Consider the following 25,579-nt stretch of genomic DNA (forward strand, 5'->3'; position numbering starts at 1 on the left):
GAACAAATTGGTTTATACATTTAATATTATATTGCACCCTATTACTTTTTAACCAAACTACATGAAGAAAAACCGGCTCACCCTTTATATCCTGATAGCCATGGCTGCGGGTATTATTGTGGGTTACCTGATGCACGAGGCAGGAACAGGGCACAAAATAACCTATTCCCCTGCTAAAGATTATACGGGTAAAGACGCTATAACGTTGGTTTTGTCGGGGAAAGAAGTAATTCAACCCATTGAGGTCGTTAAGGATTCTGCTGCATTGCTCGAAACAAAAGCAGCCGCCGGCACCTGGGTTGTGGTGGCCAATACCACCGATATATATGAAATAGATAAACAGTATTCGCTTAATAAAATTGAAGTTGGGCCTGCTCACGGCACGGCAAGTATAAAAGCCATTCAGTCGTTCAGTGATAATATTAAGTTATTGACTACTATTTTCCTGCGACTGGTTCAAATGATTATCGCGCCGCTTGTATTTTGTACACTGGTGGTGGGCATTGCCAAACTGGGTGATCTGAAGACCGTGGGCCGGGTAGGGGGCAAAGCCCTGTTGTGGTTTATTTCTGCATCCCTGATGAGCCTGCTCATTGGAATGCTGATCGTTAACCTGTCGAAACCGGGGAACGCCATTTCGGGTATGGAAGACGCTGCAGGCGCCAAAGACCTGATTGGAAAATCGCAGGAATTTTCTTTGGCTAAATTTGTGGAGCACGTATTCCCGAAAAGCGTAATAGAATCCATGGCTACCAACGAAATACTGCAGATAGTGATCTTCAGTATTTTTTTTGGAGTGGCTATGTCGGCACTGGGAGATATTACCAAACCAGTGGTAAAAGCGCTGGATGCGATAGCACATGTGATTTTAAAAATGGTGGGCTATGTAATGAACTTTGCGCCCCTGGGGGTATTTGGCGCCATTGCGGCGGTAATTGCCACCAAAGGACTGGAAGTGTTCATTTTCTATGGCAAATACCTGCTGTTCTTTCTAATAGGAATTGCTTTGTTGTGGGCGGTTTTGTTATCAGTCGGATTTTTGATCCTGGGAAAACGGTTAGGCGATCTCATGAAAAGAATTGCCTCGCCCATGCTGATTGCCTTCAGTACTACCAGCAGTGAGGCGGTTTTTCCCAAACTCACCGAAGAACTGGAACGCTTTGGTTGCAAGGATAAAATAGTGTCCTTCATTTTACCATTGGGGTATAGTTTCAATCTCGATGGGAGTATGATGTACATGACCTTTGCCAGTTTGGCCATTGCACAGGCGTCGGGCATCCATCTCGATCTGGGGACCCAGTTAACGATGTTGCTGGTATTGATGCTGACAAGTAAAGGAATTGCCGGCGTACCGCGGGCATCGCTGGTGGTGGTTACAGCAACCTGCGCGCTATTTAAAATACCACCGGAGGGTGTAGCGTTAATATTACCGATCGATCATTTTTGCGATATGTTCCGTACCATGACGAATGTAGTGGGAAATGCACTGGCAACCACTGTAGTCAGCAAATGGGAGGGAGAACTGAAGCCTGAAATGGTACAGACAGAACCGGTATTGATAAAAGATTAAGCGAAAACAAATAACCTTTTTCATTAAAATTTTTATGTTAAAACGACTGATTTTTTTATTGTTGACTGTGTTGACTGTATCCGGAACCATGGCGCAGCAACAAATAAGAATCCAATGTACCAATCAGTACGAAACACCGGTTAGTAAGATAACCGTAACAACCGGCGGGCAATCCTCAGAGTATACAACCGACAAATCAGGTTTTACAGCCATCGCGGTAAACCCGGCTGAAACAATTACCATCACCAGCCAGTTCCACGATCCCCTTACAGTCGCTGCCGGTACTTTAAAAGAGAACGGTGTAATCACCCTGCATAAATCATTTACCTGGAAAGACCTGCTTAACCCGATGTTCTACATCGTATACGGTGGTTTTTTTCTGTTGCTGTTTATTGTATTTGCCGAAACCGGTTTGTTTGTCGGTTTCTTTTTACCGGGCGACAGCCTGTTGTTTGTGGCCGGTATCTACAGCGCCAACCTGGCCAATGACCTGTTTAGAAAAATAGGCATGGGCGGCGTACGCAATGAAGCGCTCGATCTGTTTGTGTTGATCGCCCTGATCTCGCTGGCAGGTATCCTGGGAAATACCATTGGTTACTGGACTGGTAAAAAAATTGGCCCTACCATGTTCCACTGGCGCGACCGTTTCCTGTTCAAGAAAAAATATTTATACGATGCCCACGATTTTTATGAAAAACATGGCGGCGGCGCCATTGTATTTGCCCGTTTCCTGCCTATCATAAGAACGTTTGCTCCTATTGTAGCCGGTATCGTTGATATGGATAAAAAGAAGTTCTCCTTCTTCAACATGATTGGTTGTGTTGCCTGGGTTTTCAGTATGATCATTGCCGGACACTTCCTGCAAAAATGGATCTTCACCCAATTCAACTTTGACCTAAAGAAACACCTTGAACTGATAGTTCTGGGCATTGTAATAGTAACCACTGCACCAGTACTTATTAAATTATTATCCGGAAAAAAGAAGGTTTCTCAACCGCCAACTAATTAAATCCAATGCAAGCAAAACCAGTATCTGTTTTTAGCCTGGCAGTATTTGTAGCTGCGCTGGGCTACTTTGTCGACATTTACGATCTCTTACTCTTTAGTATTATCCGGGTCCCCTCCTTAAAGGACCTGGGATTAACCCAGGATCAAATTGCATCAGACGGTCTTTTCATTATTAATATCCAGATGGCCGGCTTGCTGATCGGTGGCATTTTATGGGGCATCCTGGGTGATAAGAAAGGCCGGTTAAAAGTATTGTACGCTTCCATCATTTTATATTCACTGGGAAACATCGCCAACGGCTTTGTACAAACGGTAAACCAGTATGCAGCCGTTCGGTTCTTAACCGGTGTGGGCCTGGCAGGTGAACTGGGTGCCGGTATTACCCTGGTGAGCGAATTGTTACCGAAAGAAAAAAGAGGGATAGGCACGTCACTGGTAGCCGGTGTTGGACTGACTGGTGCCGTGGTAGCTTTCTTTTTCAGGGAGAACTTTCATTGGCGTACCTGTTATTTCATAGGCGGCGGCCTGGGCTTTTTGCTGCTGATGTTGCGGGTAGGTGTGCTGGAATCAGGGATGTTCAAAGACATTCAGCACAGCAACGTAAAGAAGGGAAACTTTTTCATGTTGTTGAACAATGGCAAACGCTTAAAAAAATACCTCTGCAGTATATTGATCGGATTGCCTACCTGGTATGTGATCGGCATCCTGGTTAGCTTCTCAAAAGAGTTTGGGGAGAAAATGGGTGTTGTAGGCACCGTTGATCCTGGTAAAGCAGTTATGTTTGCTTATGCCGCCATCTCCATCGGAGACATTGCCGTTGGCTTTGTAAGCCAGGCACTGCGGAGCCGTAAAAAGGCCCTGTATATTTTTTATGGAATAACGGCTATTGGCATCGTGTGGTTCTTTAATTTAAGAGGGCAATCGGTGAACAGTTTGTATGCGGCCAGTGCCTTATTAGGTTTTGGGACCGGTTTCTGGGCCATCTTTGTTACCATGGCTGCCGAGCAATTCGGTACCAACATCAGGGCTACTGCTGCTACTACCGTACCCAATATGGTACGGGGCGCATTGATCCTGATCTCTATCTTGTTCACCTCGCTGCAGGCTTCAGCCGGCTATGTAAAAAGCGGGTTGATCACCGGTATAGTGGCCATGGTCATTGGCTTAGGCGCCGCTATTTTAACAGAAGAAACTTTTCATAAAGATCTTAATTACGTAGAGGAGTGATCCGGGCTTGAAGTATGAAAATTCTAATTATCAGATTTAGTTCCATTGGGGATATAGTTTTAACAACGCCTGTTATCCGCTGCCTGAAAAAGCAGTTGCCGGAGGCAGCCGTACATTATCTTACCAAAGCCAGTTTCAAGGCGGTGCTGGAAGCCAATCCCTATATCGATAAAACGCATTACCTGCAGGATGACCTGCAGGTAATTATTCCTGCCTTACAGGCCGAGAACTTTGATTATGTGATAGACCTGCATCACAACCTGCGCACCATGCGGGTAAAAAAAGCACTGGGTAAAAAGTCGTTTTCTTTCAATAAGCTCAACATTCAGAAGTTTGTCTTAACCACTCTCAAACTGAATGTACTACCCGATGTACATATTGTAGACCGTTACCTGGAAACAGTAGCTTCCCTGGGGGTGAAAAATGATGGCCGCGGGCTGGACTATTTTATTCCCGATGCGGATAAGGTAAAAGAAAGTGATATCCCTGGCGGCCACCTGGCCGGTTATATTGGGGTGGTAATAGGTGCAGCCCACAATACCAAAAAACTACCGATCCACAAGTTAAAGGAGTTATGCGGCGCCATAGCTCATCCCATTATATTATTGGGTGGTAAAGAAGACCGGGAAGCAGGCGAACAAATTGCCAGTGTTGACCCGCATAAAATTTATAACTCCTGCGGCAAATTCAACATCAACGAATCGGCCGACCTGGTACGCCGCGCCAAACTCATCATAACCCACGATACCGGGTTAATGCACATCGCTTCTGCATTTAAAAAGCAGGTCATCTCCATTTGGGGTAATACGGTGCCACAGTTTGGTATGTATCCATATTACGGCGCCCTGTCACCGCAGTTACCCAAAGACAAATTGCCCTACGACATCATGGAGATCCGGCCTTTGTATTGCCGGCCCTGTTCCAAAATAGGGTATAATAAATGTCCGCTCGGTCATTTTAAATGTATGGAGAAGATCTCAATCGCCGATATCGTTGCCAGGGTGAACCAGCGATTGAGTAAGTAACCACTACAATTATTTGATGGCAACCAGCTTGCTCTTCCACGCTACCGGTATCTCGTTGATATCGTAGATCTTCAATTGAGGCGTTTGCGGGGCTGCGGCAGCCGCTGTTTTATTTTCGGCAACCAGTGTTTCCATAACAGCTGTATCGTTTATCCGGTACATAGCGCCAGTGGCGGGGTCAATGACCAAAAAACCAAGCACACCAAACCAACCAACAAGGATATTGGCAAAATACCAGGCATTGAGCTTTGCACTGATCGGTATTCTCTTGGTAACATACCCCTCCTTGCTGATCTCGATGTCGTAAATGGCCTTTTGAAAAAAGCCGCCACCTGGTTTTAATTTTACCAAGGCCGGAGTGCCACCATTGAAAACTTCCATACCCCGTCGGTTGTAGATAGTAATATGGGCACCACGTGGTTCGGTGTCGATGGTAACCGGGTAAGTTGATCTGCTAAAAATAGAAGCACAGGAACAGGTAAATGCAATCAGGCCGGCAACAACCAGCGTTTTGGTTGGGAATAACATATCGTTTGAATTAAGGGTGCTACAAAATAGACAGAAAAATCTATTGATACAATGCCTGGGTAAAACTAAAGAAACGTTAATTCGGGTACCAGCAAAAACGGCCTGACTATGGAGCCAGACCGCTTTTATTGATCAATGGTAAAGGCCAATAACGCTAATGGATAAATATCTTCTGCACCACATCTCTTTGGGTATCCTGTCCTAACAGGCGTACAAAACAAATGCCTTCTGCCTGGGGATTCAATGGAATATCTATGCGGCCGGTTTTGCCACTTAATTGCTGGGTTTGTAAAATACGGCCCTGGCTGTTTACGATCTGGGCCACCTGGAATGAATCGCTCAGGTATACACTTACCATTCCTGTATTTACAATTGTTGGGAAAACATAATTCTGGGTAGAACCGGTTGCAGCGATTTTTAATATAGGCGTGTAATCATACCGGCCGGCTGCATCGGTTATACGAATGCGATAAAATAACATATCGCGTACATTTACCGGATAGTGCCTGTAGGAATAGACTTTTCCGCTTTGATAGTTTCCTGCAGGCAATACACCTACCCGTTGAAAGTTGATGCCATCTGAACTGAATTCTATTTCATACAATTTAAGGTTATCGGGTTCCCAGGTACAACGCCATTGTAATACAATGCCATCGTCGCTGGAAGGCGTAATGATCAGATCACGCATGGCTACCGGAGTGGGCAGGGCGGTCATGCTGTTATTTCCTTCATATACGTACCTGGTCTTTTGCCGAAAATCGATGTATTCGTTGGGAATAACCTTCCCCATATTAACCGGAACATAATCGGCGGAGGAGTAATTCTTAGGTGTTTGTGCCCGCACCCCGTTCATTCCTGTTATACTGGTTATTAGTAAAATGGCTGTAATACAAACTGTTCTGCTAACCTGGGAGTATACGTATTTCATACTAAACGCATTTAGAGTTCAATAATGAGTTACACGCAGTCGCTGCAGGTAGTTGCTTATATCTAACAGGCATCAAATTCAATGCCGGGGGAAGTTATTGGATTGTTAGTGGGGCAGGAGAGGGGGGAGCGGAAATAAAAATAGGAAGTACGAATTTGAAGAGCTTCATACTTCCTACTTCCTATATCTTACTTCATTACAGCGTTTTCAACACATCGTTCATGCTTCTTACAGCATCCGCGCTCTTGTTAAAGAGGGCTTGTTCGTCGGCATTTAAGCCAAAATCAACGATCTTTTCCCAGCCGGTTTTTCCGATAATAACGGGAACACCCAGGCAGATATCTTTTTGACCGTATTCGCCATTCAGTGATACGCAGCAGGTAAATAATTTTTTCTGATCGCGTACAATGCTTTCTACCAGGGCTGCTCCGGCTGCTCCGGGTGCATACCAGGCGCTGGTACCAATCAGTTTGGTAAGGGTAGCGCCGCCTACCATGGTATCGGCAACTATTTGTTTTTGTTGTTCTTCACTCAGGAATTTGGTAACAGGGGCGCTGTTCCAGGTTGCCTGGCGAATAAGGGGGATCATAGTTGTGTCACCGTGTCCACCTACCACTACAGCATTCAGGTCGGCAGGGCTGCAACCCAGGTGCTGGCTCAGTTGATATTTAAAGCGGGCGCTATCGAGTGTACCACCCATACCAATGATCCTGTTCTTTGGCAAACCGGTAGCGGTTAAAGCCAGGTAGGTCATGGTATCCATTGGGTTGCTGATAACAATGATGATAGCGTTGGGCGAGTGTTTCAGAATGTTTTCCGCAACGCCTCTTACAATACCGGCATTGGTTCCAATCAGTTCTTCGCGGGTCATACCAGGTTTGCGGGGTAAGCCTGATGTAATTACTACAACATCGCTGCCGGCAGTTTTGCTGTAATCATTGGTACTTCCGGTGATGCGGGTATCAAAACCCAGTAATGCGGCAGTTTGCATCATATCCTGGGCCTTACCTTCGGCCAGACCTTCTTTAATATCCAATAATACCAGTTCCTGTGCCAGTTCGGCCCGGGCGATATTATCAGCGCAGGTAGCACCTACTGCACCGGCGCCTACAACAGTTACTTTCATCAGAAAAAAATTTAAGGTGTTGAGCTAATGTTTGCGCAAAAATAGTGCGCGATTGAAGATATCTATTTTTTATTTTAAGAAGCTGCTAATCCTTTTTGGCAAAGGCTTTTAAAACTTTGGCAACTTCTACATTGCCCTCGAAAGTGGTAATGAGCTCGCCCTTTTTATCATACAGCGCCTGAAAGGGCAGACTTTTAATTTTAAAAAAAGGAGGCAGGAAGAATTTAGTATCCCGGCCCATCTTAACATTGGAATAGCCGGCAATCTTGTGTTCCTTGTAAAAATCTACCATTTCCTGAAACGGCTGATAGGTAACCATCACAATCTGGTATTTCTTCAGTTCATTCATCTGCTTTTCCATTTCGGCCCACTGATGTTTGCAATGGTCGCAATCGGGGCTGAAATACATAATAAGCGTAGGCTGATGATGTTTCAGGTTATCCTTGGTTAAATTGGTACTGTCTACCTGCAATATGGTAAATGGGGGAATGCCGGGGAACCGCTTGTAGGCAGGACTGTCGGGTGGTAACGTTTGCGCTGATGCCAGTTTAACGGTAAATGCCAGAATAAGTAATAAAAGCCGGTTTTTCATTTGTCAAAAAATTTGCTGGTGTTAGGCGTTCGTTCGGTCAGAACGCGCGATAAAGTTTCAATTTATTCTTTGCTAACGGGAATATACTCCAAAAATAACCCTTCTCATATATAATTACCTTTCAAAAATAACAGGAAATGAAGAGGATAGCCAGTTGTTAATAGCATTTAACAAAAAAGATGTTTGATTGTTTACGAATAAGTCGTAGGTTTACGAAAATATCGTAGATGGAAAAGCTGACCACACAGGAAGAACAAGCCATGCAGGCGATCTGGAAAACAGGTGAGGGGAACATAAAACTGTTTCTTGAAAATATGGAAGCACCCCAGCCCCCCTATACCACGCTGGCATCAACTGTAAAAAACCTGGAGAAAAAAGGGTTAATAGCAAGCAGACTGGTAGGGAATACCTATTTGTACAAACCAGCTATTTCGGAGGAAGAATATAAAAAGCATTTTATGAGCGGGGTAGTGAAGGATTATTTCGACAACTCTTACAAGCAGCTGGTGAATTTTTTCGTAGAGCAGAAGAAATTAAGTTCGAAGGAGCTTAAAGACATCATTGACATGATTGAGAAAGGGGGCAAAAAGTAAGTTGAAAAGTTAACCAGTTGAAAAGTTAACCAGTTAATAAGTTGACAAGGTAAAACACCTAAAAAGAAGCTTTATGTTACAGTACCTGCTTAAACTAACGATCAGTCTCTCCATAGTATACCTCTTCTATCAATTATTCCTGCGCCGGCTTACCTTTTATAACTGGAACCGCTGGTACCTGTTGATATACTCCCTGGTATGTTTTATAATACCCTTTATAAATGTGATCACCATTTTGGAAAAACCGGCATTGCGCGAATCGGCCTTTGTTAACTATATACCGGCCATTACGCAAATAACGCCCGTCAATACCACCACCTGGGTTGGTAATAACTGGTGGCTGCTGACGGCTGTTGTATTCGTTATTGGTATACTGGTAATGATAGCTCGTTTGGGAGTGCAATATTATTCCTTATACAAAATGCGGTCGAAAGCGGTGTTGTTGTACGATAACAAAGTAAAGTTATACCACATAGATGCGCCGGTAATGCCCTTTTCATTTGGCCGGGGTATTTATGTAAACAAACATCAGCACAATGAACACGAATTGAAAGAGATCATTCGGCACGAATTCATACATGTAAAACAACGGCATTCACTGGATATTATCTGGAGCGAACTGCTTTGCATTCTGAACTGGTACAACCCTTTTGCGTGGTTGTTACGCCATGATATCCGCCAGAACCTGGAATTTATTGCCGATCAGCAGGTGCTGCAAACTGGTCTGGATCGCAAACAATACCAGTACCTGCTGTTAAAAGTTATTGGGGTCAATTCATTTAGTATAGCTAACAATTTCAATTTTTCATCACTCAAAAAAAGAATAGCCATGATGAACAAAAACCAAAGTGCCCGGGTGCACCTGATCAGGTTCCTTTTTCTGTTTCCCCTGCTGGTAGTGGTGTTGCTGGCCTTCCGCAATGCTACACAAACGCATCATGAACCATTGCGGTCGTCGATAACCGATACGGTTCCATCTGTTGAAAATGTACCGCCCCCGCCGCCCCCGCCGCCGTCTGTAAAAGTTGCAGTAAGGGAAGTGCCTAAAAAGCCAGTCGCGCCCGCTGCTCCCCAAAAAGTTATAATTGATGTAGTGCCGAACGCTTCTGCAGCCCCCCAATCCCCGGTATTGATCGATTTAACGCCGGTTCCACCCCCGCCGCCGCGGGACCCTGCTATTCAGGACTGCTACAACCAAAAAGGCTATTGCGTGAGCGTAGTCGACAATCGTGGCGAGGCCACCGTGATCGTGAAAGACAAAAACAATAAAATAGTGCTAGCGGTTTCCCTAAACGACTGGAATAAAGACAAACAGTATGAAGACAAATACGGTGAAGTACCGCCAAGGCAGATCTTCTTATTGCCAAAAACAGTTATAGGGAATGGGCTAAGGCTGAAGACGATAAAGCCGGCAACTGTCAGAACCGACGAAAAAATTGTAGGCGACAATACGTATTACACAACCTACAAACAAAAATACCTGCCTATGTATAGCGTAACGCCCGACGGCAATGTGGCGCCTGTTTACATTATGAGAAGAGGGCGCCCGAATGCGGGATCCGTTGCCAAAAGCACGCCAAACCCCTATGTTAAAATGGCCGAGACTGCGAAAAAGGAAAATATGATAGCCACTAATAACAGGATTGTTACTGTTAAAATAGCCAAAGGGAGTTCAATGGACAAGGCCGGGGTTACAGAAATCAGGCCCGACCTTATTAATTTAACGCCTGTGGGGGCGAACGAGGCCACAGCAATCAAACCGAGGTTGGCGGAAGTTAAGAAAACCACCCTTATTTTAACGCCTGTGGCTAAACCGGTCGGGGAGGCGAAAGAGCCCGCGGAAGCCAAACCGGCGGCCCCGACAAAAGAACAGTAATCAGACCATTTTGCTACCTGCCAATTTTGCCATAATTTTGCCTCCTCTTTTTAGAATTGGTACCTGTTTTTTGACTTTTGAAATTTTTATCATTTATGGCAAATACCTCAGATATCAGCCGCGGCATGATCATCAAATTGGATGGAAGTTTATACACAGTGGTTGAATTTGGCGAAAATAAAACTGCCCGGGCTGCTGCCAAGGTATGGGCAAAATTGAAAGGCGTTGACAACAGCCGCAGTATTGAAAAAACCTGGAACAGCGGTGATACCATTTATCCCGTGCGCGTTGAACGCAAAACCTTCCAGTTCCTGTACAAGGACGATACCGGTTACAATTTCATGGACAATGAAACTTTTGAGCAGGTAGCCCTTGGCGAAAACCTGGTAGATGCTCCACAGTTCCTGAAAGACGGACAGGAAGTTTCAGTACTCATCAATACCGAAACCGAAACACCGATGAGTGTGGAACTGCCCGATAAAATTGTGGTGAAAGTAACTTATAGCGAGCCAGGCGTAAAAGGCGATACCGCTACCCGCACCCTGAAGCAGGCCACTGTTGAAACCGGCGCTACCGTAAACGTACCGCTGTTTGTAAACGAAGGCGAGCTGATTCGTATAAATACGAAGACCGGGGAATATGTAGAACGGGTAAAAGAATAATACTAAAACTTACGTTATACCAGGACAATGGAACTTCAAATCCATTGTCCTCTTTTTTTGGGTACAACCGAGCGGCCAACATAAAAAAACGGTTTTGGATATATTTAGCGTCTAATCCTTATCTTAGCCGCCTGTTATACAGGACTTAAACGACAAACTAAAATTTTTAACAGATGGATTTTAAGCAAATTCAGGAGTTGATCAAAATGATCAACAAATCAAATATTGGGGAAGTGACGATTGAAGAAAAGGGATTTAAATTAACCATCAAACAAAAAGAAGAACCGGTTCAAAATGTCATTGCAGCTCCTGTACATACTCCTATGATGACTGCTATGCCACAGCAAATGGCGGCTACTCAACCCGCTGCACAGGCAACTGCCCCCGCTGCAGATAAAGGAAAAGCTGCAGATGCGGTTGCTGACAATTTGATCACTATTAAGAGTCCGATGATCGGTACTTTCTATCGCAGCTCAGCTCCCGGCAAACCTGCCTTTGTTGAAATAGGTGACGATGTTACTCCAGGTAAAGCGGTTTGCATTATCGAAGCCATGAAACTCTTTAATGAGATCGAAAGCGAAGTAAAAGGCCGTATCGTGAAAGTATTGGTGGAAGATGCTTCACCCGTAGAGTACGACCAACCGTTATTCCTGGTTGAACCAGCTTAACCTTAATTAGCCAATGTGATAAGCAGCCAATCCCAACATTAGTTGGATTGTGCCTGTTAACATGTTAGCGCATTAATCAATCAAAATTCAATGTTCAAGAAAATATTAATTGCCAATCGTGGAGAAATTGCCCTTCGGGTGATACGCACCTGTAAAGAAATGGGCATCAAAACGGTTGCTGTTTATTCCACCGCCGACAAAGACAGCCTGCACGTGCGGTTTGCCGATGAAGCTGTTTGTATTGGAAAGGCTGCCAGCTCTGATTCCTATCTTAACATTCCGCACATTATGGCCGCGGCAGAGATCACCAATGCCGACGGTATTCACCCCGGGTACGGATTTTTGGCCGAAAACGCCCGCTTTGCGGAAATCTGCGGCGAACATAACATCAAATTTATTGGACCCACGCCCGACCAGATCCGGTCGATGGGTGATAAAATAACAGCTAAAGAAACCATGATCAAAGCCGGTGTGCCTGTGGTACCCGGTGGCGAAGGGTTGCTGGAAAGCCTGGAAGAAGCCCTCGCACTGGCAAAAGAAGTAGGGTATCCCGTTATTCTGAAAGCCACTGCCGGTGGTGGTGGTAAAGGGATGCGTGTTGTTTGGAATGAGGGGGAAATGGAAAAGAACTACAACACCGCCAAAGCCGAAGCAGGTGCCGCGTTCAAGAACGACGGTATTTACATGGAAAAGTTTGTGGAAGAACCACGCCACATCGAAATACAGGTTGCCGGCGATCGCTACGGTAAGGTATGTCACCTCAGTGAACGCGACTGCTCTATCCAACGCCGTCACCAGAAACTGGTTGAAGAATCCCCTTCTCCCTTCATGACTCCGGAACTGCGTAAACGCATGGGGGAAGCCGCCATCAAAGCTGCTTCTGCCATTGGTTACGAAAGCGTGGGTACCATCGAATTCCTGGTTGACAAACACCGCAATTTCTACTTCATGGAAATGAATACCCGTATTCAGGTAGAACATTGCGTAACCGAAGAAGTGACCAACTTCGACCTCATTAAAGAACAGATCAAGATTGCACAGGGTGAAGCCATCAGTGGGTTGAACTACGAACCACAGATGCACGCCATCGAGTGCCGTATCAATGCCGAAGATCCGTATAATGATTTTCGTCCCAGCCCGGGCAAAATCACTACACTGCATCAACCCGGCGGACACGGTATCCGTATCGACTCACACGTATATGCCGGCTATGTAATTCCGCCGTACTACGATTCCATGATCGCCAAGATCATTGCCGTAGCACGTACCCGCGAAGAAGCCATCAATACCATGAGCCGTGCATTGAGCGAATATGTGATTGAAGGTGTAAAAACTACCATTCCGTTCCATCAGCAATTGATGAAGAACGAAGACTTTATAAAAGGTAACTTCAATACCAAATTCTTAGAGACATTTAAGATGGTATAAGTTAACCAGTTGATATGTTGACGAGTTAACAGGTTCAAAACCCTTGTTAACTTGTCAACCTGTTAACTGCCCAACTTAATGCTTCACTTCAGCGCTATCGATTCTATTCAATCGTTTTTCTCCCCACTTTTCCAATTGCAACTTTTGTTTTTCCGTAAGTATTTCATTCAGCTCACGCTGGTTCATTACATTTTGCATTCGCTGGCGGCGAATGATAATGGCAATCCTTCTTTTTTGTTCTGCTGTTAATTGCAGCTCGCTCATTCGCTGCCGTAATCCCCGCTCCGCACCCGAACGCCACTGTGCGACGGCGGTACTGCCCAGGAACATCAACAATCCCAGTAAAACAATTGATACCCATTTCATGACTATTCAGTTTATCCTGGTATTTTGACCCTGCAGTAACGCAGTAGTTTAACCCGGGAATAATTGGTATGCCTGAAATTGGGTGTACGCTGCTTTTTTAAGGATGAATGCAGCGGAGAAAACGATTAACCAGCCAATTCCTTCGTTAGTTCTTCCAGCTTGCCTTCAACCCCATAAAAGGAGGCCAGCCTGCGTATAACGCTTTCTACTACCGCATCGGGGCAGGAAGCACCGCTGGTGACCAAAATACGGGCGGGGTTGCCGGTGGGCAGGTAATCAGCTGTATGGAGCTCTTCTTTTGTGTGGAAATTATAATGTTGAATAGCTTTTACAGACAGGAGTTTTTCTTCAGAATTGATGAAATAGGTAGGTAATTCCTGCTCGCACAGTTCGGCCAGGTGCGTGGTGTTGCTGGAATTATAACCGCCTACTACAACGGCAATGTCTGCGGGCGCCTGCAGCATGCCTGTAACCGCTGTTTGGTTATCATTGGTGGCATAACACAGGGTATCGCGGGTATCGGCAAAACGGCTCTCTATGGTTTCAGGCGTTAAGCCGAAATGGCTTTGAATGGTTTGCTTCAGGTATTCTGCAATGGCTTGTGTATCGGTGGCGAGTTGCGTAGTTTGATTCACCACTCCAATGCGTTGCAGGTGTTGGGTCACATCAAACCCGTCGGAAAAACGATTGGCAAATTCTGTATAAAAGAGGTCGGCCGGTTTTTCACCAGTAATATATTTCGCCAGGTTTTCCGCCTCCTGCATGTCGTTGACAATTACTGACGGGGCATTGCTGGCGGCATGGGAAAAAGTAGCCCTGGTTTCTTCATGTTTCGGTTTGCCGTGAATAACAATGGTGTATCCCTTTTTAGCTATCTGCTCACTGCGGTTCCAAACTTTTTCAACAAAGGGGCAGGTAGTATTATATTTTTCAACCGGAATACCCAGTGTATTCAATTTCGACTCAATTTCAAGCGTTGTACCAAAAGCAGGAATGATCACGACATCATCGGCAGTTAATTCCTCAAAGGGGATCAGCTGATGGCCGTAGTTGTCCTGCAGAAATTGAACGCCCCTGCTTTGCAAATCGGAGTTCACCTGCGGGTTGTGAATCATTTCGCTCAATAAAAATATACGTTTGTCGGGATTCGATTCTATAGTGCGGAAAGAGATCTCGATGGCATTTTCTACCCCGTAGCAGAACCCGAAATGGCGGGCCAGGTAAATGTGTAAAGACCCGAGTTCCAACAGGGTAGGAGTAAAATCTTTCTTCATTTTATCCTGCTGTTTGCGACTGTTCTTGATGGCCGTGATCAGCGGGCTGCGATAGGTAAGCGGTACATTGAATGTTTTCATGCCAGGGCGAAGGTACAAAAGTTGATTGTTAGAGGGGATGTAAATATTAGACCGTAATTTTGATTAAACCAACCAGGAAAGAGATTATGACGCGACGATTTTCACCAATAGCTTGGAGCATTAACAGCAATATCTATGAAGTAAATGTTCGCCAGTACACGCCCGAAGGCACATTTAACGCATTTGCCCAACACCTTTCCCGATTAAAAGACATGGGGGTAGAAGTGTTATGGTTTATGCCCATTACACCAATAAGCAGGGAAAAAAGACAGGGAACACTGGGAAGTTATTATGCCTGTGCAGATTATAAAGCCATCAACCCCGAATTTGGAACCCTGGCCGATTTTAAAGCACTGGTAAAAAAAGCCCGTGAACTGGGAATGAAAGTGATCATTGACTGGGTGGCCAACCATACCGGCTGGGATCATATCTGGACAAAATCGAACCCCGAATACTACAAACGCGACGCTGAAGGCAATTTCTACGATACCAATAACTGGCACGATGTAATTGATTTGAACTATTACGACCACGGCATGCGTAATGCCATGATAGACGCCATGCGGTATTGGGTTAAAGAATGCGATATAGACGGTTTTCGCTGCGATATGTGCCACCTGGTACCCCTGGATTTCTGGAATCAGGCGCGCCTGGAACTGGATACCGTAAAACCTTTGTTCTGGCTGGGCGAAACGCTGGATGTGCCTTATTTACAGGTCTTCGATAGTTTGTATGGCTGGCGCTGGATGTCGGCCACACAGAAATATTATCGCCAGGAAATTACCCTGAGCCAGTTAAAAGATGTACTGAACCACTATCAATATGATTTGCCTTCCGGTACTTTCCCCATGTTGTTTACCAGCAACCACGACGAAAATACCTGGAATGGTACCGAATACGAAAAATACGGGGAGATGGCTGCACCGTTAGCAGTGTTCAGTTGCACCTGGAACGGCGTTCCGCTTATTTATACTGCCCAGGAATTGCCCTTGCGTAGGAGATTGCCTTTCTTTGATAAAGATGAAGTGAACTGGAATGGCACCCCGGAGCTGCATACTTTTTATAAAACATTATTACAGCTGCGGAAACAACATCCTGCCCTGCAAACAGGCGATGTGGCCAAACCACAGATGCTGGAAACCAGCGACAATGACCACGTGCTGGCGTTTACCCGAAAAAATGAAGGCAAAGAACTGGTAGTGCTCCTGAACCTGAGTGCGCAGGAGGTAAATGTGCAACTGTCCAACACGCCGGTTCAGGGCAAATTCACCAACCTGTTCACCCAACAACCGGTTACTGTAAACGCATCGTTTTCAGCACCGCTGAAAGCATATGAATACCTGGTGTTAACGCGTTAAATTATAAGACAGAAATAAAACGAAAAAGCCCCGATAGCCTGAGTGCATCGGGGCTTTTTTTATAAGTTGTCAGTACTGAGTACTAGTTCGCACTATCTAAATTGATCACGATGGGGTAAATGCCTTCGTAACCGGGATAAACACCTTCCAGTTTTACACTGCCTGAAGCACCTTCCAGGATCTTGCGCAGGTCATCAACGCTGGTTACGTCTTTGCCATTGGCTTTAGTGATCACATAACCTTCCTGAATGCGTACTTTGCTTAACAAACCGCGGGAACCGATCGCTTTCACCATTACACCACCTTTCACACCTATTTCTTTCGCATCGTCCTTGTTCAGGTTTTCCAGTTCAGCGCCTAATTTATCCAGCACAGAAGTTTTTACGATCTCAGTGCTGCCGGTTTTGTTTTTTAAAACAATAGAAGTTGTATACTCCTTGCCACCACGTTGGTAGGTAAGCGTGATCTTATCGCCGGGGCGGTGTGTAGCAATCTGACCAATAAGGTCGGCGCCATTAACCACAGGCATGTTATCGATCTTGGTGATCACGTCGCCTTTTTTAATACCGGCGGCTAAGGCAGCACCACCATCCCGAACGGTCATTACATATACACCACCATCGTCTTTGATGCCGTTTTGTTTTTTCTCATCATCGCTGATGTTATCTCTCGGATATTCAATTCCCAGATAAGCTCTTTGTACCGTTCCGAATTTAATGAGGTCAGAAACGACTTTCTTCACGATATTAACCGGAATGGTGAAGGAATAACCCGCATAGGCACCTGTAGGCGAAGCTATGGCTGAGTTAATACCAACCAGTTTGCCATCGGGGCTGATGAGCGGGCCACCACTGTTACCAGGGTTAACAGCCGCATCGGTTTGAATGAATGATTCAACAGGAGAGTCGCTTTGGCGTTTGTTTATTTCAAGCGTTCTGCCTTTGGCGCTTACAATACCAGCCGTTACGGTTGTTTCCAGTGTTAAAGGATAACCAACTGCCAGTACCCATTGACCCACCTTCACTTCATCAGAATTACCATATAACAGGAATGGTAAACCTTTTGCTTCTATCTTTATTACAGCCAGGTCACTGCTGGGGTCAGCGGCTATCACTTTGGCTTTGAAAGATTTTTTGTTGTTAAGCATAACGGTAATGTCATCTGCACCATCCACTACGTGGTTGTTGGTAACGATATAACCGTCTTCGCTGATGATGGCACCTGAACCGGAAGCCATTTGAGGAATAGAGCGGGTGCCATTGCCAAAGAAATCATCCAGGTCGGGGAACAGATCGCCGAATGGATTATTCCGGGGCAGGTTATTACTTACTGTACGGGTAGCTTTTGTTTTGATGTGTACTGTAGCAGGAATAGCTGCTTCTGCGGCGGGTGAAAAATCAACCGGGCCGTTAGCTCCATTTGCACCATTAAAGCCGGCATAGTTAGCTGGTATCTTTCCAGTATCGCCTTCCTTTTGATATACGTACGTACTATCATGGCTAAAATGGTTAACTCCCCACATGGTCACGCCGGTAGTGGAGGCGCTAATAAGCACAATAGCCAGAATTTGTTTCCACTTCATAATCGTTAAAAATTTTATGAGATTTTATACTTGTTTCAAAATACATGCCTGACAACAACAAATTTAACGTCAGGAACTAATGGAAACCAGTGTTGATAAGTTGGTTTAACAATTAATTTACTAAAGTCTTCGTACTTCGCTTCTCAAATTTACTAAAAGTAAGCAGGAAACGCTAAAAACGAACCTGCCGCAGGTGGAAAGTTAAAAATTATTATAAGTATTTGATAGCCGTTACATGTAATTTTTACAGGTTAGTTTGCCAGTTTTTCACAATTCCCGCAAAAATTTCATGACATCTACGCCGTCTGCATAATCGGTGAGCGAAGGGTGCTGCGCCTGACCAAAGTCAAGATGGTTTTTTCCAACAATACATTGCACGTCGGCATTGTCAGTGAGCGACGCTTTAACGGCTGCTGCGTTGTTGTAAAACTCATAGTTCAGCTGGCTGATAGGAGAGAACAGTTCCTTGCTTTCGGCGAGCAGAATGCTTTGATTACTCATATAAAACTGTTTGTTAAGTATCAAAACAGCCAGCATATAATCGTAATTGTGTTTGTATTTATGCTGGTCGGCGAGGTAATCGTATTTTTTGAAAGCATTGATGAGGGCAACAAAATCATATTGTTCAGGCACATACAATTTGGTCACATTACGGCAGCCCAGCCCAAAGTACTGGTACACATCATCAGCCAGCTTATCCAGGTCGCCGGGCGTTTCTTCTCCGGTTAACAGGGCCACCGAGGTTCGGTTGCGACGGATAATATGGGGGTATTTGCTGAAATAGTAGTCAAAATACCGGGCAGAATTATTGCTGCCAGTAGCAATATAGGCATCACAGCCCTTCAGCATTTCGGCAAAAGTCACCAGCTGGCGGGTGGATTCATCCCACTCGTGCAGTTGTTGCACCAGGTGTTTAATGAGTACGTCATCTTTGGAAGAAGGTTTTATGGTTTGCCGGTGACCGGTAATAAATACACATAAAAAATCATGAAAACCAACCAGTGGTATATTACCGGCCATAATAATACCCACATTTTTGGGGGCGGTGTTTTCGGTAGGGAGATTATATTGTTGGGCCCAGCCAGTGAGTTTATCTTTTTGTAAAAAAGCAAGGGCAATATTTCGGGTAGCCAGGTCAATAAATTCGGGGGTGAACCAGCTGTTCTGGAAATTGGCTTTCTGCTTGGCAGCCTGCCAGTTATCGTTATCCTGTAAAATATATTCACCTAACCGGTTCAATAAAACGATTCGTTGTTGTAAATTCATTACACCTTATATTTGTCGTGCAAAAATAGTTGTATTCAATTCACGAGCCTGCAAGCAGGCAGGTATAAAATTCAGCAAGTTATGGCAATAAAAATCACCGAAGAATGTATTAACTGCGGCGCCTGCGAACCCGAGTGCCCCAATAATGCGATATACGAAGGTGGAGTAGAATGGAGAGTAGCAGACGGTACTACAGTAAAAGGATCATTTGTTTTATTGGATGGAACATTAATCGACGCCGATACTGCTAATGCGCCAATTAGTGTAGATACGTATTATATCGTTCCTAATAAATGTACAGAGTGCCAGGGTTTTCATGAAGAACCGCAATGTGCAGCCGTTTGTCCCGTTGACTGTTGTGTACCTGATGAAATGTATGTTGAAACAGTGGAACAGTTGATGGAAAAAAAGGAAAAACTGCACGTATAAGAAGGTAAGGGCTGCCCAAATAAAATTTGGGTTGTGGCTGATAATTTCCCTACCTTTCTGTAAGAATAGTAATGTAGCCTTAGTGCTACTTGAAAGTGGCGGGTGATATTTCCTGCCGTATTGAGGTGAAGGATTAACGACCTTCACCTTTTTTATTGGACTAAATTCCGGCTTTTAACTTTTCTATTGCTTTTTACCCGGTGTTCCCGCATAAATACCTGCCTGGGGCGTTTCGGGCTTCCAGCCCTTTTTCGTTTATTTGCTAAAAATTTTCCAACCTTACATGAAGCCCAATATTGCCTTTGTTACCGGTGGGTACTCTACAGAAGCGGTTATTTCCTATAAAAGCGCGCTTACTATTGAAAAGAATGTTGACACAGACAAGTTCAACGTATACAAGATCGACATCACGCCCAATGGCTGGTTCTACGAATCAGGCAAAGGCGAAAAAATAACAATTGACCGCCAGGATTTTTCCCTGACCATCGATGGTAAAAAAATAACATTTGATGCGGTGTTGATCGGGATCCACGGAACCCCGGGTGAAGATGGAAAATTACAGGGTTATTTCGACCTCACCGGATTGCCCTATACCTCCTGTGACTCAGCTACTTCTGCACTCACTTTCAATAAAAGATATACCGTAGCCGTAGCGGCTTTTGCTGGCATAAATGTTGCCAAATCTGTTCATATTTTTAAACACAGTCCGGTTCTGCCCGACCAGATCCTGAGCCAGTTATCGCTGCCTGTATTTGTAAAGCCGAACAATGGCGGATCAAGCATTGGCATGAGCAAGGTGAACGAGGCTGCCTACCTGGCGGGTGCCCTGGAAAAGGCCTTTAAAGAAGACGATCAGATCCTGGTGGAAGAGTTTATCGCCGGTCGTGAATTCACCATTGGGGTGTTTAAATCAACCAAGGGCATCATTACCCTGCCGATCACGGAAGTGATCTCGAAAAAGGACTTCTTTGATTATGAAGCCAAATACGAAGGATTAAGTGAAGAAATTACCCCGGCCCAGGTAGATGAATCCATAGCTGAAAAGATACGCAGCACGGCCAAAAAGATCTATGAGTTGTTTAATTGCAGCGGCGTAGTACGCATTGATTTCATATACAACGAAGCCAAACAGGCCGCTTATATGCTTGAAATAAATACAGTACCAGGACAAAGTGAAGCAAGCATTGTTCCCCAACAGGTACGTGCCATGGGATGGACATTGAAGGAGTTTTACTCAGCCCTCATTGAAGATGCGTTGACGAGGAAGAAGGGTTGATCCAATGAGACCGATTACCGACCAGAAGATTCACGATCAATAAATAAAATTGTTACTACCTTGTTTAAATTCATGACAGGGAAACCCCTTTGGGTACACTTACTGGTGGGACTGGGCATAATAGTCCTGCTGATAGTTGTGTTCCTGCAATCGCTTTACTGGATTACCAGGCATGATAAAACCCTTACCATTCCTGCCGTAACTGGTAAATCGTATGCAGACGCCCGGAAAATATTGGAAAGCAAAGGTTTTGAAGTAGAGTTTCAGGATTCAATTTATAATGATACGGCAAAGCCTTTATCGGTATTACGCCAGTTTCCTGAAGCGGAAGCATTGGTAAAAGTGAACCGTACGGTTTATCTTACCATCAACAAATCAATAGCCCCGCTTATTGAAATGCCCAGCCTGGAAGGATTGAGCTTCCGCAGTGCAGAGATCTCGTTGAACCAGTATAGCCTGAAACTGGAAGATACCATGTACCGGATGGACTTTGCCAAGAATTCGGTATTGGAACAGCAATACAATGGTGACCGGATAAAAGCAGGTACAAAAATTCCGCAGGGAAGTAAGATCACGCTCATCCTGGGCAGCGGGTTAGGACATGAAGATTTTAGTGTGCCTGATCTTGTTGGGTTAACCTATAACGATGCAAAAGTGTTATTAGAATCAAATGGGTTATCTGTAGGAACAGTGATACCCAGCATCGATTCAAGTGCCTTTGTGGGCCGCCAAACCCCTGAACACATGACACCTGATGGTCGCGTGAACCGCATTCGCCAGGGGCAAACGGTAGACCTGTGGTTACAGCGCGATAAACCCGTAAAGGCGACAACGGTTCCTGAAGTACCGCAACAACAACCATAAAATTGTAAATAGTTTTTATGCAAAACATAACTCCGGAAGAAGTAAAAGAGCGTCTTGACAAAGGTGAACAATTAAACCTGTTAGATGTACGGGAACCCCATGAGCGTGAAGAGTTCAACATAGGTGGCATCCATATTCCCCTGGGACAGGTAATGATGCAGGCAGATGAGTTGGAGAACCTGAAGAACCAGGAAGTGATCGTTTACTGCCGCAGTGGCAACCGCAGCGGACAAGCCGCAATGATACTGGAGACAATGGGCTTTGCCAATACAAAGAACCTGTCTGGCGGTATGCTGGCCTGGCAGTCGAAGTTTGGTCAATAGGCAGAAGGCAGAAGGCAGAAGGCAGAAGGCAGAAGGCAGAAGGCAGAAGGCAGAAGAATTTTGGAATTGCAAGGTAGCTAAGTAATCTTAAGCTCGCGAGTCAATTTTTGCCGTTTTACGTTTGCCGTTTGCCGATTCACACGTAGGTGAGGTCTGTATCCCTGATTTTTTAAATTTTAATCAATATCACCTGTGTTTAAGTTCATTACCGGAAAACCACTTTGGGCGAATATCCTGTTGGGTATTGGTATTTTGCTTGTATTGTTTTTTGTTTTTTTACAATCCTTATCCTGGATCACCCGGCACGATAAAACGCTGGCTGTACCATCGGTAACCGGCAAGTCGTACGACGAAGCTAAAAAGGTATTGGAACGGCAGGGGTTTGATGTAGAGATCCAGGATACCGTGTATAACGACACGGCAGCATTGCAATCGGTAGTAAAACAGTTCCCTACTGCCGACACAAAAGTTAAGATGAATCGTACGGTTTATTTAACCATAAATCGCAATGCCGCACCGGATATCGAAATGCCCAAGTTGACAGGGTTAAGTTTCCGTGGTGCAGAGATCACTTTGCAGCAACAGAAACTGAAACTGGAGGATACCATCTATGCGCCTTATTTTGCCAGAGATATGGTGCTTGAACAGCACTATAAAGGTCAGCAAATTAAAGAAGGGACTAAAATACCCATGGGAAGTAGTATTACATTGGTTTTAGGACGTGGTGAAGGTACCGAGCAGTTTGAAGTACCGGACCTGTTTGGGATGAGTTATAACGAAGCCAAAGTTATGCTGGAATCGAACGGATTAACACTGGGCACTGTTCAACCCACCGACGCAGATCCCAATGGATATGTTTATAAGCAAAATCCAGCCCGTTTAACCATCAGTGGTACCGTAAACCACATTAAGCAGGGACAGTTTATTGATCTGTGGATACAAACCGAGAAACCGGTTCGAGACAGTACAGCGCAAGGGCAATAACAAGAATGTATTTGATATAAAAAAGAATCCCTGACGGTAATCGTCAGGGATTCTTTTTTATATCAATGTGTTTTATTTCTTTCTAAAGAACAATCGTACCGGTACGCCGGTAAAATTAAAATTCTGGCGTAACTGGTTTTCGAGATAGTTCTTATAAGGTTGCTTTACATCGTCGGGGTAGTTACAGAAGAACGCAAACGAAGGCACATGCGTAGGCAACTGCGTTACGTATTTTATGCGAATAGGATTGCCGCGCACCACAGGTGGCTGGTAGGAAGCAATGGCCTTTAACATAACTTCATTCAATTCAGAAGTTGGTACTTTACGTTGTTTGTTATCATAAACGTCCAATGCCACTTCAATAGCTTTATGAATACGTACTTTTTCCTGTGCAGAAATAAACAGGATGGGCACATCGGAGAAAGGGGCAATCCGTTTCTTCAACTCATTTTCGTAATCCCGCGCGGTATTGGTTTCTTTGGCCATGGTATCCCATTTATTCACAAGCAGCACAATGCCCTTTCCTTTTTTCGAAGCCAGACTAAAAATGTTCAGGTCTTGTTGCGTAATACCTTTTTCGGCATCCAGCATTAGCAAACACACATCGGCTTCATCCATTGCTTTAATAGCCCGGATCACCGAATAGAATTCCAGGTCCTCGTGCACTTTTGTTTTTCGGCGGAGACCTGCCGTATCGATCAATACAAATTCTTTCTGAAACAGATTATAATGCGTGTGAATGGTATCGCGGGTAGTGCCGGCAATATCACTTACGATGGTACGCTCCTGTCCTATCAGTGCATTCAGCAATGATGACTTGCCCACATTCGGTTGCCCAATGATGGCAAATTTGGGCAGAGCGCCTTCGGCTTCAATGGCGGCCACCTGTTCTTCGGAAATTAAATCGGCCACCGCGTCGAGCAATTCGCCCGTGCCGCTGCCACTCATAGAGGAAAGGAAAAAGATATTGTCGAAGCCCAGGCCGTAAAACTCGGTAGCTTCCAGCAGGCGTTCGTGATTATCTACTTTATTAACTACGAGGTACACCGGTTTGGCGGTACGACGTAATACATCGGCCATCGATTCATCGAGATCGGTAATACCGGTAGCGGCATCAACCATGAATAACATGGCGTTCGCTTCTTCAACAGCGATCATTACCTGTTTATTGATCTCTTTTTCAAAAGCCTCTTCACTTTCCGGTACAAAACCACCGGTATCTATGACGTTGAATGATTTACCATTCCACTCGGCCACACCATATTGCCGGTCGCGGGTAACACCGCTTACATCATCTACGATTGCTTTACGCTGCTCAAGCAAGCGGTTAAAAAAGGTGCTTTTACCTACGTTGGGCCTTCCAACTATTGCTACTGTAAAACCTGCCATATTGTTTGCTCAAAAATTATTAGTGATAGCCGTATTCTTTTAACATGTACTCGTTATCGCGCCACTTGGGCCGCACTTTAACAAACAGTTCCAGAAACACTTTTTGTCCAAGAAACTGCTCTATATCCTTTCTTGCTTCCGTACCTAACTGTCTGATCATTTTACCACCAACGCCCAGTAAAATGCCTTTCTGGGTTTCCCGGTTCACGATTATGTCAGCAGCAATTTTTATCAGTGATGACTTCTCTTTGAACTCGTTCACAATAACCGTTGTATGATAAGGTATTTCTTCCTGGTATAAATAGAAGATCTTTTCCCGGATCATTTCCGCGCAAAAAAAGCGGGTGGGAAGATCGGTCATTTCATCGCCTTCAAAGAAAGGTGGATTTTCGGGAAGCAATTTCAGGATGGCGTCGATCAAATCCTTCAACCCTGTTTTATTAAGGGCTGAGATGCCTACCAGGCCCTTGCAATAGGATTTGGCCCCAAAGAGCTCGAACACCGCTTTCTTTTTTGCCTCAGACGCTTCATCCAGTTTATTGATGACGATGATGGCGGGTACTTTTAGCCGTAGTGCTTCAAAAATGGCATTTACTTCTTCGTGGTTTTCGTTCACATCCACCAGCAGGAGGGCCACGTCGGTATCTTCGAGGGCCTGTTTTACTGCGTGCATCATTTTTTCCTGGAGTTTATACTTAGGTTCAATGATACCGGGGGTGTCGGAAAAGATGATCTGGTACTCTGGCTCGGTTAAAATGCCCTTGATGCGGTGGCGGGTGGTTTGCACTTTGGGAGATACAATAGCCAGCTTTTCGCCCATAAGAGCGTTGAGCAAAGTGCTTTTACCCGCGTTGGGGCGTCCGAATATGCTAACAAAACCCGCTTTCATCTATTTTTAAATTCCTGCAAAGGTAAAAGATTAAAATAAGTTTGGTGGCAAACATATATACCTTTATCTTTGCACTCCAATTAACGAAGACGGTTTAGTGAAGAAGGGTTGGGAATAAAGATGTTAGGTGATTGGGAAGTTCTTAAAAGCAGATTTATTTAACTTATTATATCGCGAAGTAAATAGCGATATTCGAAAAATATACATCGCGAAGTAGAGCAGCGGTAGCTCGTCGGGCTCATATCCGCCAGCTGGCGGACGCGGTTC

General features: G+C 44.8%; 25 protein-coding genes. 15 read left to right on the plus strand and 10 right to left on the minus strand.

Annotated elements, in window-relative coordinates:
* Window positions 1-61: 61 nt before the first annotated feature.
* From BMX95_RS32590 to BMX95_RS32605, 4 genes are read left to right on the plus strand one after another with little or no spacing between them, the layout of a single operon-like run.
* On the plus strand, window positions 62-1,570 hold the full coding sequence (locus tag BMX95_RS32590) for a dicarboxylate/amino acid:cation symporter (RefSeq protein WP_081197027.1): 1,509 nt from the start codon (window positions 62-64) through the stop codon (window positions 1,568-1,570).
* A 34-nt stretch (window positions 1,571-1,604) separates the two neighbouring features.
* Window positions 1,605-2,579 (plus strand): DedA family protein, encoded by a 975-nt coding sequence (locus tag BMX95_RS32595; RefSeq protein WP_207631440.1) that lies wholly within the window; start codon window positions 1,605-1,607, stop codon window positions 2,577-2,579.
* 5 nt (window positions 2,580-2,584) lie between these two features.
* Complete coding sequence (locus BMX95_RS32600; RefSeq protein WP_081197026.1) at window positions 2,585-3,805, plus strand: MFS transporter; 1,221 nt, start codon at window positions 2,585-2,587, stop codon at window positions 3,803-3,805.
* Between the two features lie 14 nt (window positions 3,806-3,819).
* On the plus strand, window positions 3,820-4,830 hold the full coding sequence (locus BMX95_RS32605; protein ID WP_081197025.1) for a glycosyltransferase family 9 protein: 1,011 nt from the start codon (window positions 3,820-3,822) through the stop codon (window positions 4,828-4,830).
* A gap of 9 nt (window positions 4,831-4,839) precedes the next feature.
* Here BMX95_RS32605 and BMX95_RS32610 read toward each other — a convergent pair whose 3' ends face one another.
* From BMX95_RS32610 to BMX95_RS32625, 4 genes are all read right to left on the minus strand, one after another.
* Complete coding sequence (locus tag BMX95_RS32610) at window positions 4,840-5,358, minus strand: hypothetical protein (protein WP_081197024.1); 519 nt, start codon at window positions 5,356-5,358, stop codon at window positions 4,840-4,842.
* Between the two features lie 154 nt (window positions 5,359-5,512).
* Complete coding sequence (locus BMX95_RS32615; protein WP_133053814.1) at window positions 5,513-6,286, minus strand: discoidin domain-containing protein; 774 nt, start codon at window positions 6,284-6,286, stop codon at window positions 5,513-5,515.
* 196 nt (window positions 6,287-6,482) lie between these two features.
* Entirely contained in the window at window positions 6,483-7,412 is a 930-nt protein-coding gene (mdh, locus tag BMX95_RS32620) for a malate dehydrogenase (protein WP_081197022.1), read from the minus strand.
* Between the two features lie 85 nt (window positions 7,413-7,497).
* Window positions 7,498-8,004 carry a TlpA family protein disulfide reductase gene (locus tag BMX95_RS32625; RefSeq protein WP_081197021.1) on the minus strand — a complete coding sequence of 169 codons (507 nt, stop codon included), beginning with the start codon at window positions 8,002-8,004 and terminating at the stop codon, window positions 7,498-7,500.
* Between the two features lie 227 nt (window positions 8,005-8,231).
* Here BMX95_RS32625 and BMX95_RS32630 point away from each other — a divergent pair, with 227 nt between their 5' ends.
* The 5 genes from BMX95_RS32630 (at window position 8,232) to accC (ending at window position 13,231) form a co-directional block, all read left to right on the plus strand.
* A complete protein-coding gene (locus tag BMX95_RS32630) occupies window positions 8,232-8,597 on the plus strand; it encodes a BlaI/MecI/CopY family transcriptional regulator (RefSeq protein ID WP_081197020.1) in 366 nt (121 codons plus the stop codon).
* Between the two features lie 73 nt (window positions 8,598-8,670).
* The gene (locus BMX95_RS32635; RefSeq protein ID WP_081197019.1) at window positions 8,671-10,473 is read left to right on the plus strand and encodes a M56 family metallopeptidase; all 1,803 of its coding nucleotides are present in this window, start codon (window positions 8,671-8,673) and stop codon (window positions 10,471-10,473) included.
* A gap of 95 nt (window positions 10,474-10,568) precedes the next feature.
* Complete coding sequence (gene efp, locus BMX95_RS32640; RefSeq protein WP_081197018.1) at window positions 10,569-11,135, plus strand: elongation factor P; 567 nt, start codon at window positions 10,569-10,571, stop codon at window positions 11,133-11,135.
* A 173-nt stretch (window positions 11,136-11,308) separates the two neighbouring features.
* Window positions 11,309-11,803: an acetyl-CoA carboxylase biotin carboxyl carrier protein gene (gene accB / locus BMX95_RS32645; RefSeq protein ID WP_081197017.1), complete on the plus strand. Its 495-nt coding sequence runs from the start codon at window positions 11,309-11,311 to the stop codon at window positions 11,801-11,803.
* Between the two features lie 90 nt (window positions 11,804-11,893).
* A complete protein-coding gene (gene accC / locus BMX95_RS32650; protein WP_081197016.1) occupies window positions 11,894-13,231 on the plus strand; it encodes an acetyl-CoA carboxylase biotin carboxylase subunit in 1,338 nt (445 codons plus the stop codon).
* A 75-nt stretch (window positions 13,232-13,306) separates the two neighbouring features.
* On the opposite strand, the gene BMX95_RS32655 is transcribed toward accC, so the two are convergent.
* Together BMX95_RS32655 and BMX95_RS32660 are read right to left on the minus strand one after the other, a co-directional pair.
* The gene (locus BMX95_RS32655) at window positions 13,307-13,597 is read right to left on the minus strand and encodes a hypothetical protein (protein WP_081197015.1); all 291 of its coding nucleotides are present in this window, start codon (window positions 13,595-13,597) and stop codon (window positions 13,307-13,309) included.
* A 125-nt stretch (window positions 13,598-13,722) separates the two neighbouring features.
* Entirely contained in the window at window positions 13,723-14,952 is a 1,230-nt protein-coding gene (locus BMX95_RS32660) for a 4-hydroxy-3-methylbut-2-enyl diphosphate reductase (RefSeq protein WP_081197014.1), read from the minus strand.
* An 86-nt stretch (window positions 14,953-15,038) separates the two neighbouring features.
* On the opposite strand from BMX95_RS32660, the gene BMX95_RS32665 reads away from it, so the two are divergent.
* Window positions 15,039-16,310 carry an alpha-amylase family glycosyl hydrolase gene (locus tag BMX95_RS32665; RefSeq protein WP_242672950.1) on the plus strand — a complete coding sequence of 424 codons (1,272 nt, stop codon included), beginning with the start codon at window positions 15,039-15,041 and terminating at the stop codon, window positions 16,308-16,310.
* 82 nt (window positions 16,311-16,392) lie between these two features.
* Here BMX95_RS32665 and BMX95_RS32670 read toward each other — a convergent pair whose 3' ends face one another.
* Window positions 16,393-17,892, minus strand: coding sequence for a trypsin-like peptidase domain-containing protein (locus tag BMX95_RS32670; RefSeq protein ID WP_081197013.1), 1,500 nt, complete (start codon window positions 17,890-17,892; stop codon window positions 16,393-16,395).
* Window positions 17,893-18,159: 267 nt separating this feature from the next.
* Window positions 18,160-19,158, minus strand: coding sequence for an acyl-CoA reductase (locus BMX95_RS32675; RefSeq protein WP_081197012.1), 999 nt, complete (start codon window positions 19,156-19,158; stop codon window positions 18,160-18,162).
* Window positions 19,159-19,239: 81 nt separating this feature from the next.
* Here BMX95_RS32675 and BMX95_RS32680 point away from each other — a divergent pair, with 81 nt between their 5' ends.
* The 5 genes from BMX95_RS32680 to BMX95_RS32700 all read left to right on the plus strand — a co-directional run bounded on the left by BMX95_RS32680 (window position 19,240) and on the right by BMX95_RS32700 (window position 23,034).
* Window positions 19,240-19,587, plus strand: a complete 348-nt coding sequence (locus BMX95_RS32680; RefSeq protein ID WP_081197011.1) for a 4Fe-4S dicluster domain-containing protein — start codon at window positions 19,240-19,242, stop codon at window positions 19,585-19,587.
* A 283-nt stretch (window positions 19,588-19,870) separates the two neighbouring features.
* Entirely contained in the window at window positions 19,871-20,863 is a 993-nt protein-coding gene (locus BMX95_RS32685) for a D-alanine--D-alanine ligase (protein WP_081197010.1), read from the plus strand.
* Between the two features lie 72 nt (window positions 20,864-20,935).
* Window positions 20,936-21,727 (plus strand): PASTA domain-containing protein, encoded by a 792-nt coding sequence (locus tag BMX95_RS32690; protein WP_081197009.1) that lies wholly within the window; start codon window positions 20,936-20,938, stop codon window positions 21,725-21,727.
* A gap of 17 nt (window positions 21,728-21,744) precedes the next feature.
* Window positions 21,745-22,050, plus strand: a complete 306-nt coding sequence (locus BMX95_RS32695; protein WP_081197008.1) for a rhodanese-like domain-containing protein — start codon at window positions 21,745-21,747, stop codon at window positions 22,048-22,050.
* Between the two features lie 192 nt (window positions 22,051-22,242).
* Window positions 22,243-23,034, plus strand: coding sequence for a PASTA domain-containing protein (locus tag BMX95_RS32700; protein WP_081197007.1), 792 nt, complete (start codon window positions 22,243-22,245; stop codon window positions 23,032-23,034).
* A 72-nt stretch (window positions 23,035-23,106) separates the two neighbouring features.
* Here BMX95_RS32700 and der read toward each other — a convergent pair whose 3' ends face one another.
* Window positions 23,107-24,423 (minus strand): ribosome biogenesis GTPase Der, encoded by a 1,317-nt coding sequence (gene der, locus BMX95_RS32705; RefSeq protein ID WP_081197006.1) that lies wholly within the window; start codon window positions 24,421-24,423, stop codon window positions 23,107-23,109.
* Window positions 24,424-24,442: 19 nt separating this feature from the next.
* The gene (era, locus tag BMX95_RS32710) at window positions 24,443-25,312 is read right to left on the minus strand and encodes a GTPase Era (protein ID WP_081197005.1); all 870 of its coding nucleotides are present in this window, start codon (window positions 25,310-25,312) and stop codon (window positions 24,443-24,445) included.
* Window positions 25,313-25,579 lie beyond the last annotated feature (267 nt).

Source organism: Niastella yeongjuensis, assembly GCF_900110245.1.
Classification (GTDB): domain Bacteria; phylum Bacteroidota; class Bacteroidia; order Chitinophagales; family Chitinophagaceae; genus Niastella; species Niastella yeongjuensis.

Coding starts and splice junctions, on each gene's coding strand:
- BMX95_RS32590 (WP_081197027.1), top strand. CDS start 62: ATGAAGAAAAACCGGCTCACCCTTTATATCCTGATAGCCATGGCTGCG.
- BMX95_RS32595 (WP_207631440.1), top strand. CDS start 1,605: ATGTTAAAACGACTGATTTTTTTATTGTTGACTGTGTTGACTGTATCC.
- BMX95_RS32600 (WP_081197026.1), top strand. CDS start 2,585: ATGCAAGCAAAACCAGTATCTGTTTTTAGCCTGGCAGTATTTGTAGCT.
- BMX95_RS32605 (WP_081197025.1), top strand. CDS start 3,820: ATGAAAATTCTAATTATCAGATTTAGTTCCATTGGGGATATAGTTTTA.
- BMX95_RS32610 (WP_081197024.1), bottom strand. CDS start 5,358: ATGTTATTCCCAACCAAAACGCTGGTTGTTGCCGGCCTGATTGCATTT.
- BMX95_RS32615 (WP_133053814.1), bottom strand. CDS start 6,286: ATGAAATACGTATACTCCCAGGTTAGCAGAACAGTTTGTATTACAGCC.
- mdh (WP_081197022.1), bottom strand. CDS start 7,412: ATGAAAGTAACTGTTGTAGGCGCCGGTGCAGTAGGTGCTACCTGCGCT.
- BMX95_RS32625 (WP_081197021.1), bottom strand. CDS start 8,004: ATGAAAAACCGGCTTTTATTACTTATTCTGGCATTTACCGTTAAACTG.
- BMX95_RS32630 (WP_081197020.1), top strand. CDS start 8,232: ATGGAAAAGCTGACCACACAGGAAGAACAAGCCATGCAGGCGATCTGG.
- BMX95_RS32635 (WP_081197019.1), top strand. CDS start 8,671: ATGTTACAGTACCTGCTTAAACTAACGATCAGTCTCTCCATAGTATAC.
- efp (WP_081197018.1), top strand. CDS start 10,569: ATGGCAAATACCTCAGATATCAGCCGCGGCATGATCATCAAATTGGAT.
- accB (WP_081197017.1), top strand. CDS start 11,309: ATGGATTTTAAGCAAATTCAGGAGTTGATCAAAATGATCAACAAATCA.
- accC (WP_081197016.1), top strand. CDS start 11,894: ATGTTCAAGAAAATATTAATTGCCAATCGTGGAGAAATTGCCCTTCGG.
- BMX95_RS32655 (WP_081197015.1), bottom strand. CDS start 13,597: ATGAAATGGGTATCAATTGTTTTACTGGGATTGTTGATGTTCCTGGGC.
- BMX95_RS32660 (WP_081197014.1), bottom strand. CDS start 14,952: ATGAAAACATTCAATGTACCGCTTACCTATCGCAGCCCGCTGATCACG.
- BMX95_RS32665 (WP_242672950.1), top strand. CDS start 15,039: ATGACGCGACGATTTTCACCAATAGCTTGGAGCATTAACAGCAATATC.
- BMX95_RS32670 (WP_081197013.1), bottom strand. CDS start 17,892: ATGAAGTGGAAACAAATTCTGGCTATTGTGCTTATTAGCGCCTCCACT.
- BMX95_RS32675 (WP_081197012.1), bottom strand. CDS start 19,158: ATGAATTTACAACAACGAATCGTTTTATTGAACCGGTTAGGTGAATAT.
- BMX95_RS32680 (WP_081197011.1), top strand. CDS start 19,240: ATGGCAATAAAAATCACCGAAGAATGTATTAACTGCGGCGCCTGCGAA.
- BMX95_RS32685 (WP_081197010.1), top strand. CDS start 19,871: ATGAAGCCCAATATTGCCTTTGTTACCGGTGGGTACTCTACAGAAGCG.
- BMX95_RS32690 (WP_081197009.1), top strand. CDS start 20,936: ATGACAGGGAAACCCCTTTGGGTACACTTACTGGTGGGACTGGGCATA.
- BMX95_RS32695 (WP_081197008.1), top strand. CDS start 21,745: ATGCAAAACATAACTCCGGAAGAAGTAAAAGAGCGTCTTGACAAAGGT.
- der (WP_081197006.1), bottom strand. CDS start 24,423: ATGGCAGGTTTTACAGTAGCAATAGTTGGAAGGCCCAACGTAGGTAAA.
- era (WP_081197005.1), bottom strand. CDS start 25,312: ATGAAAGCGGGTTTTGTTAGCATATTCGGACGCCCCAACGCGGGTAAA.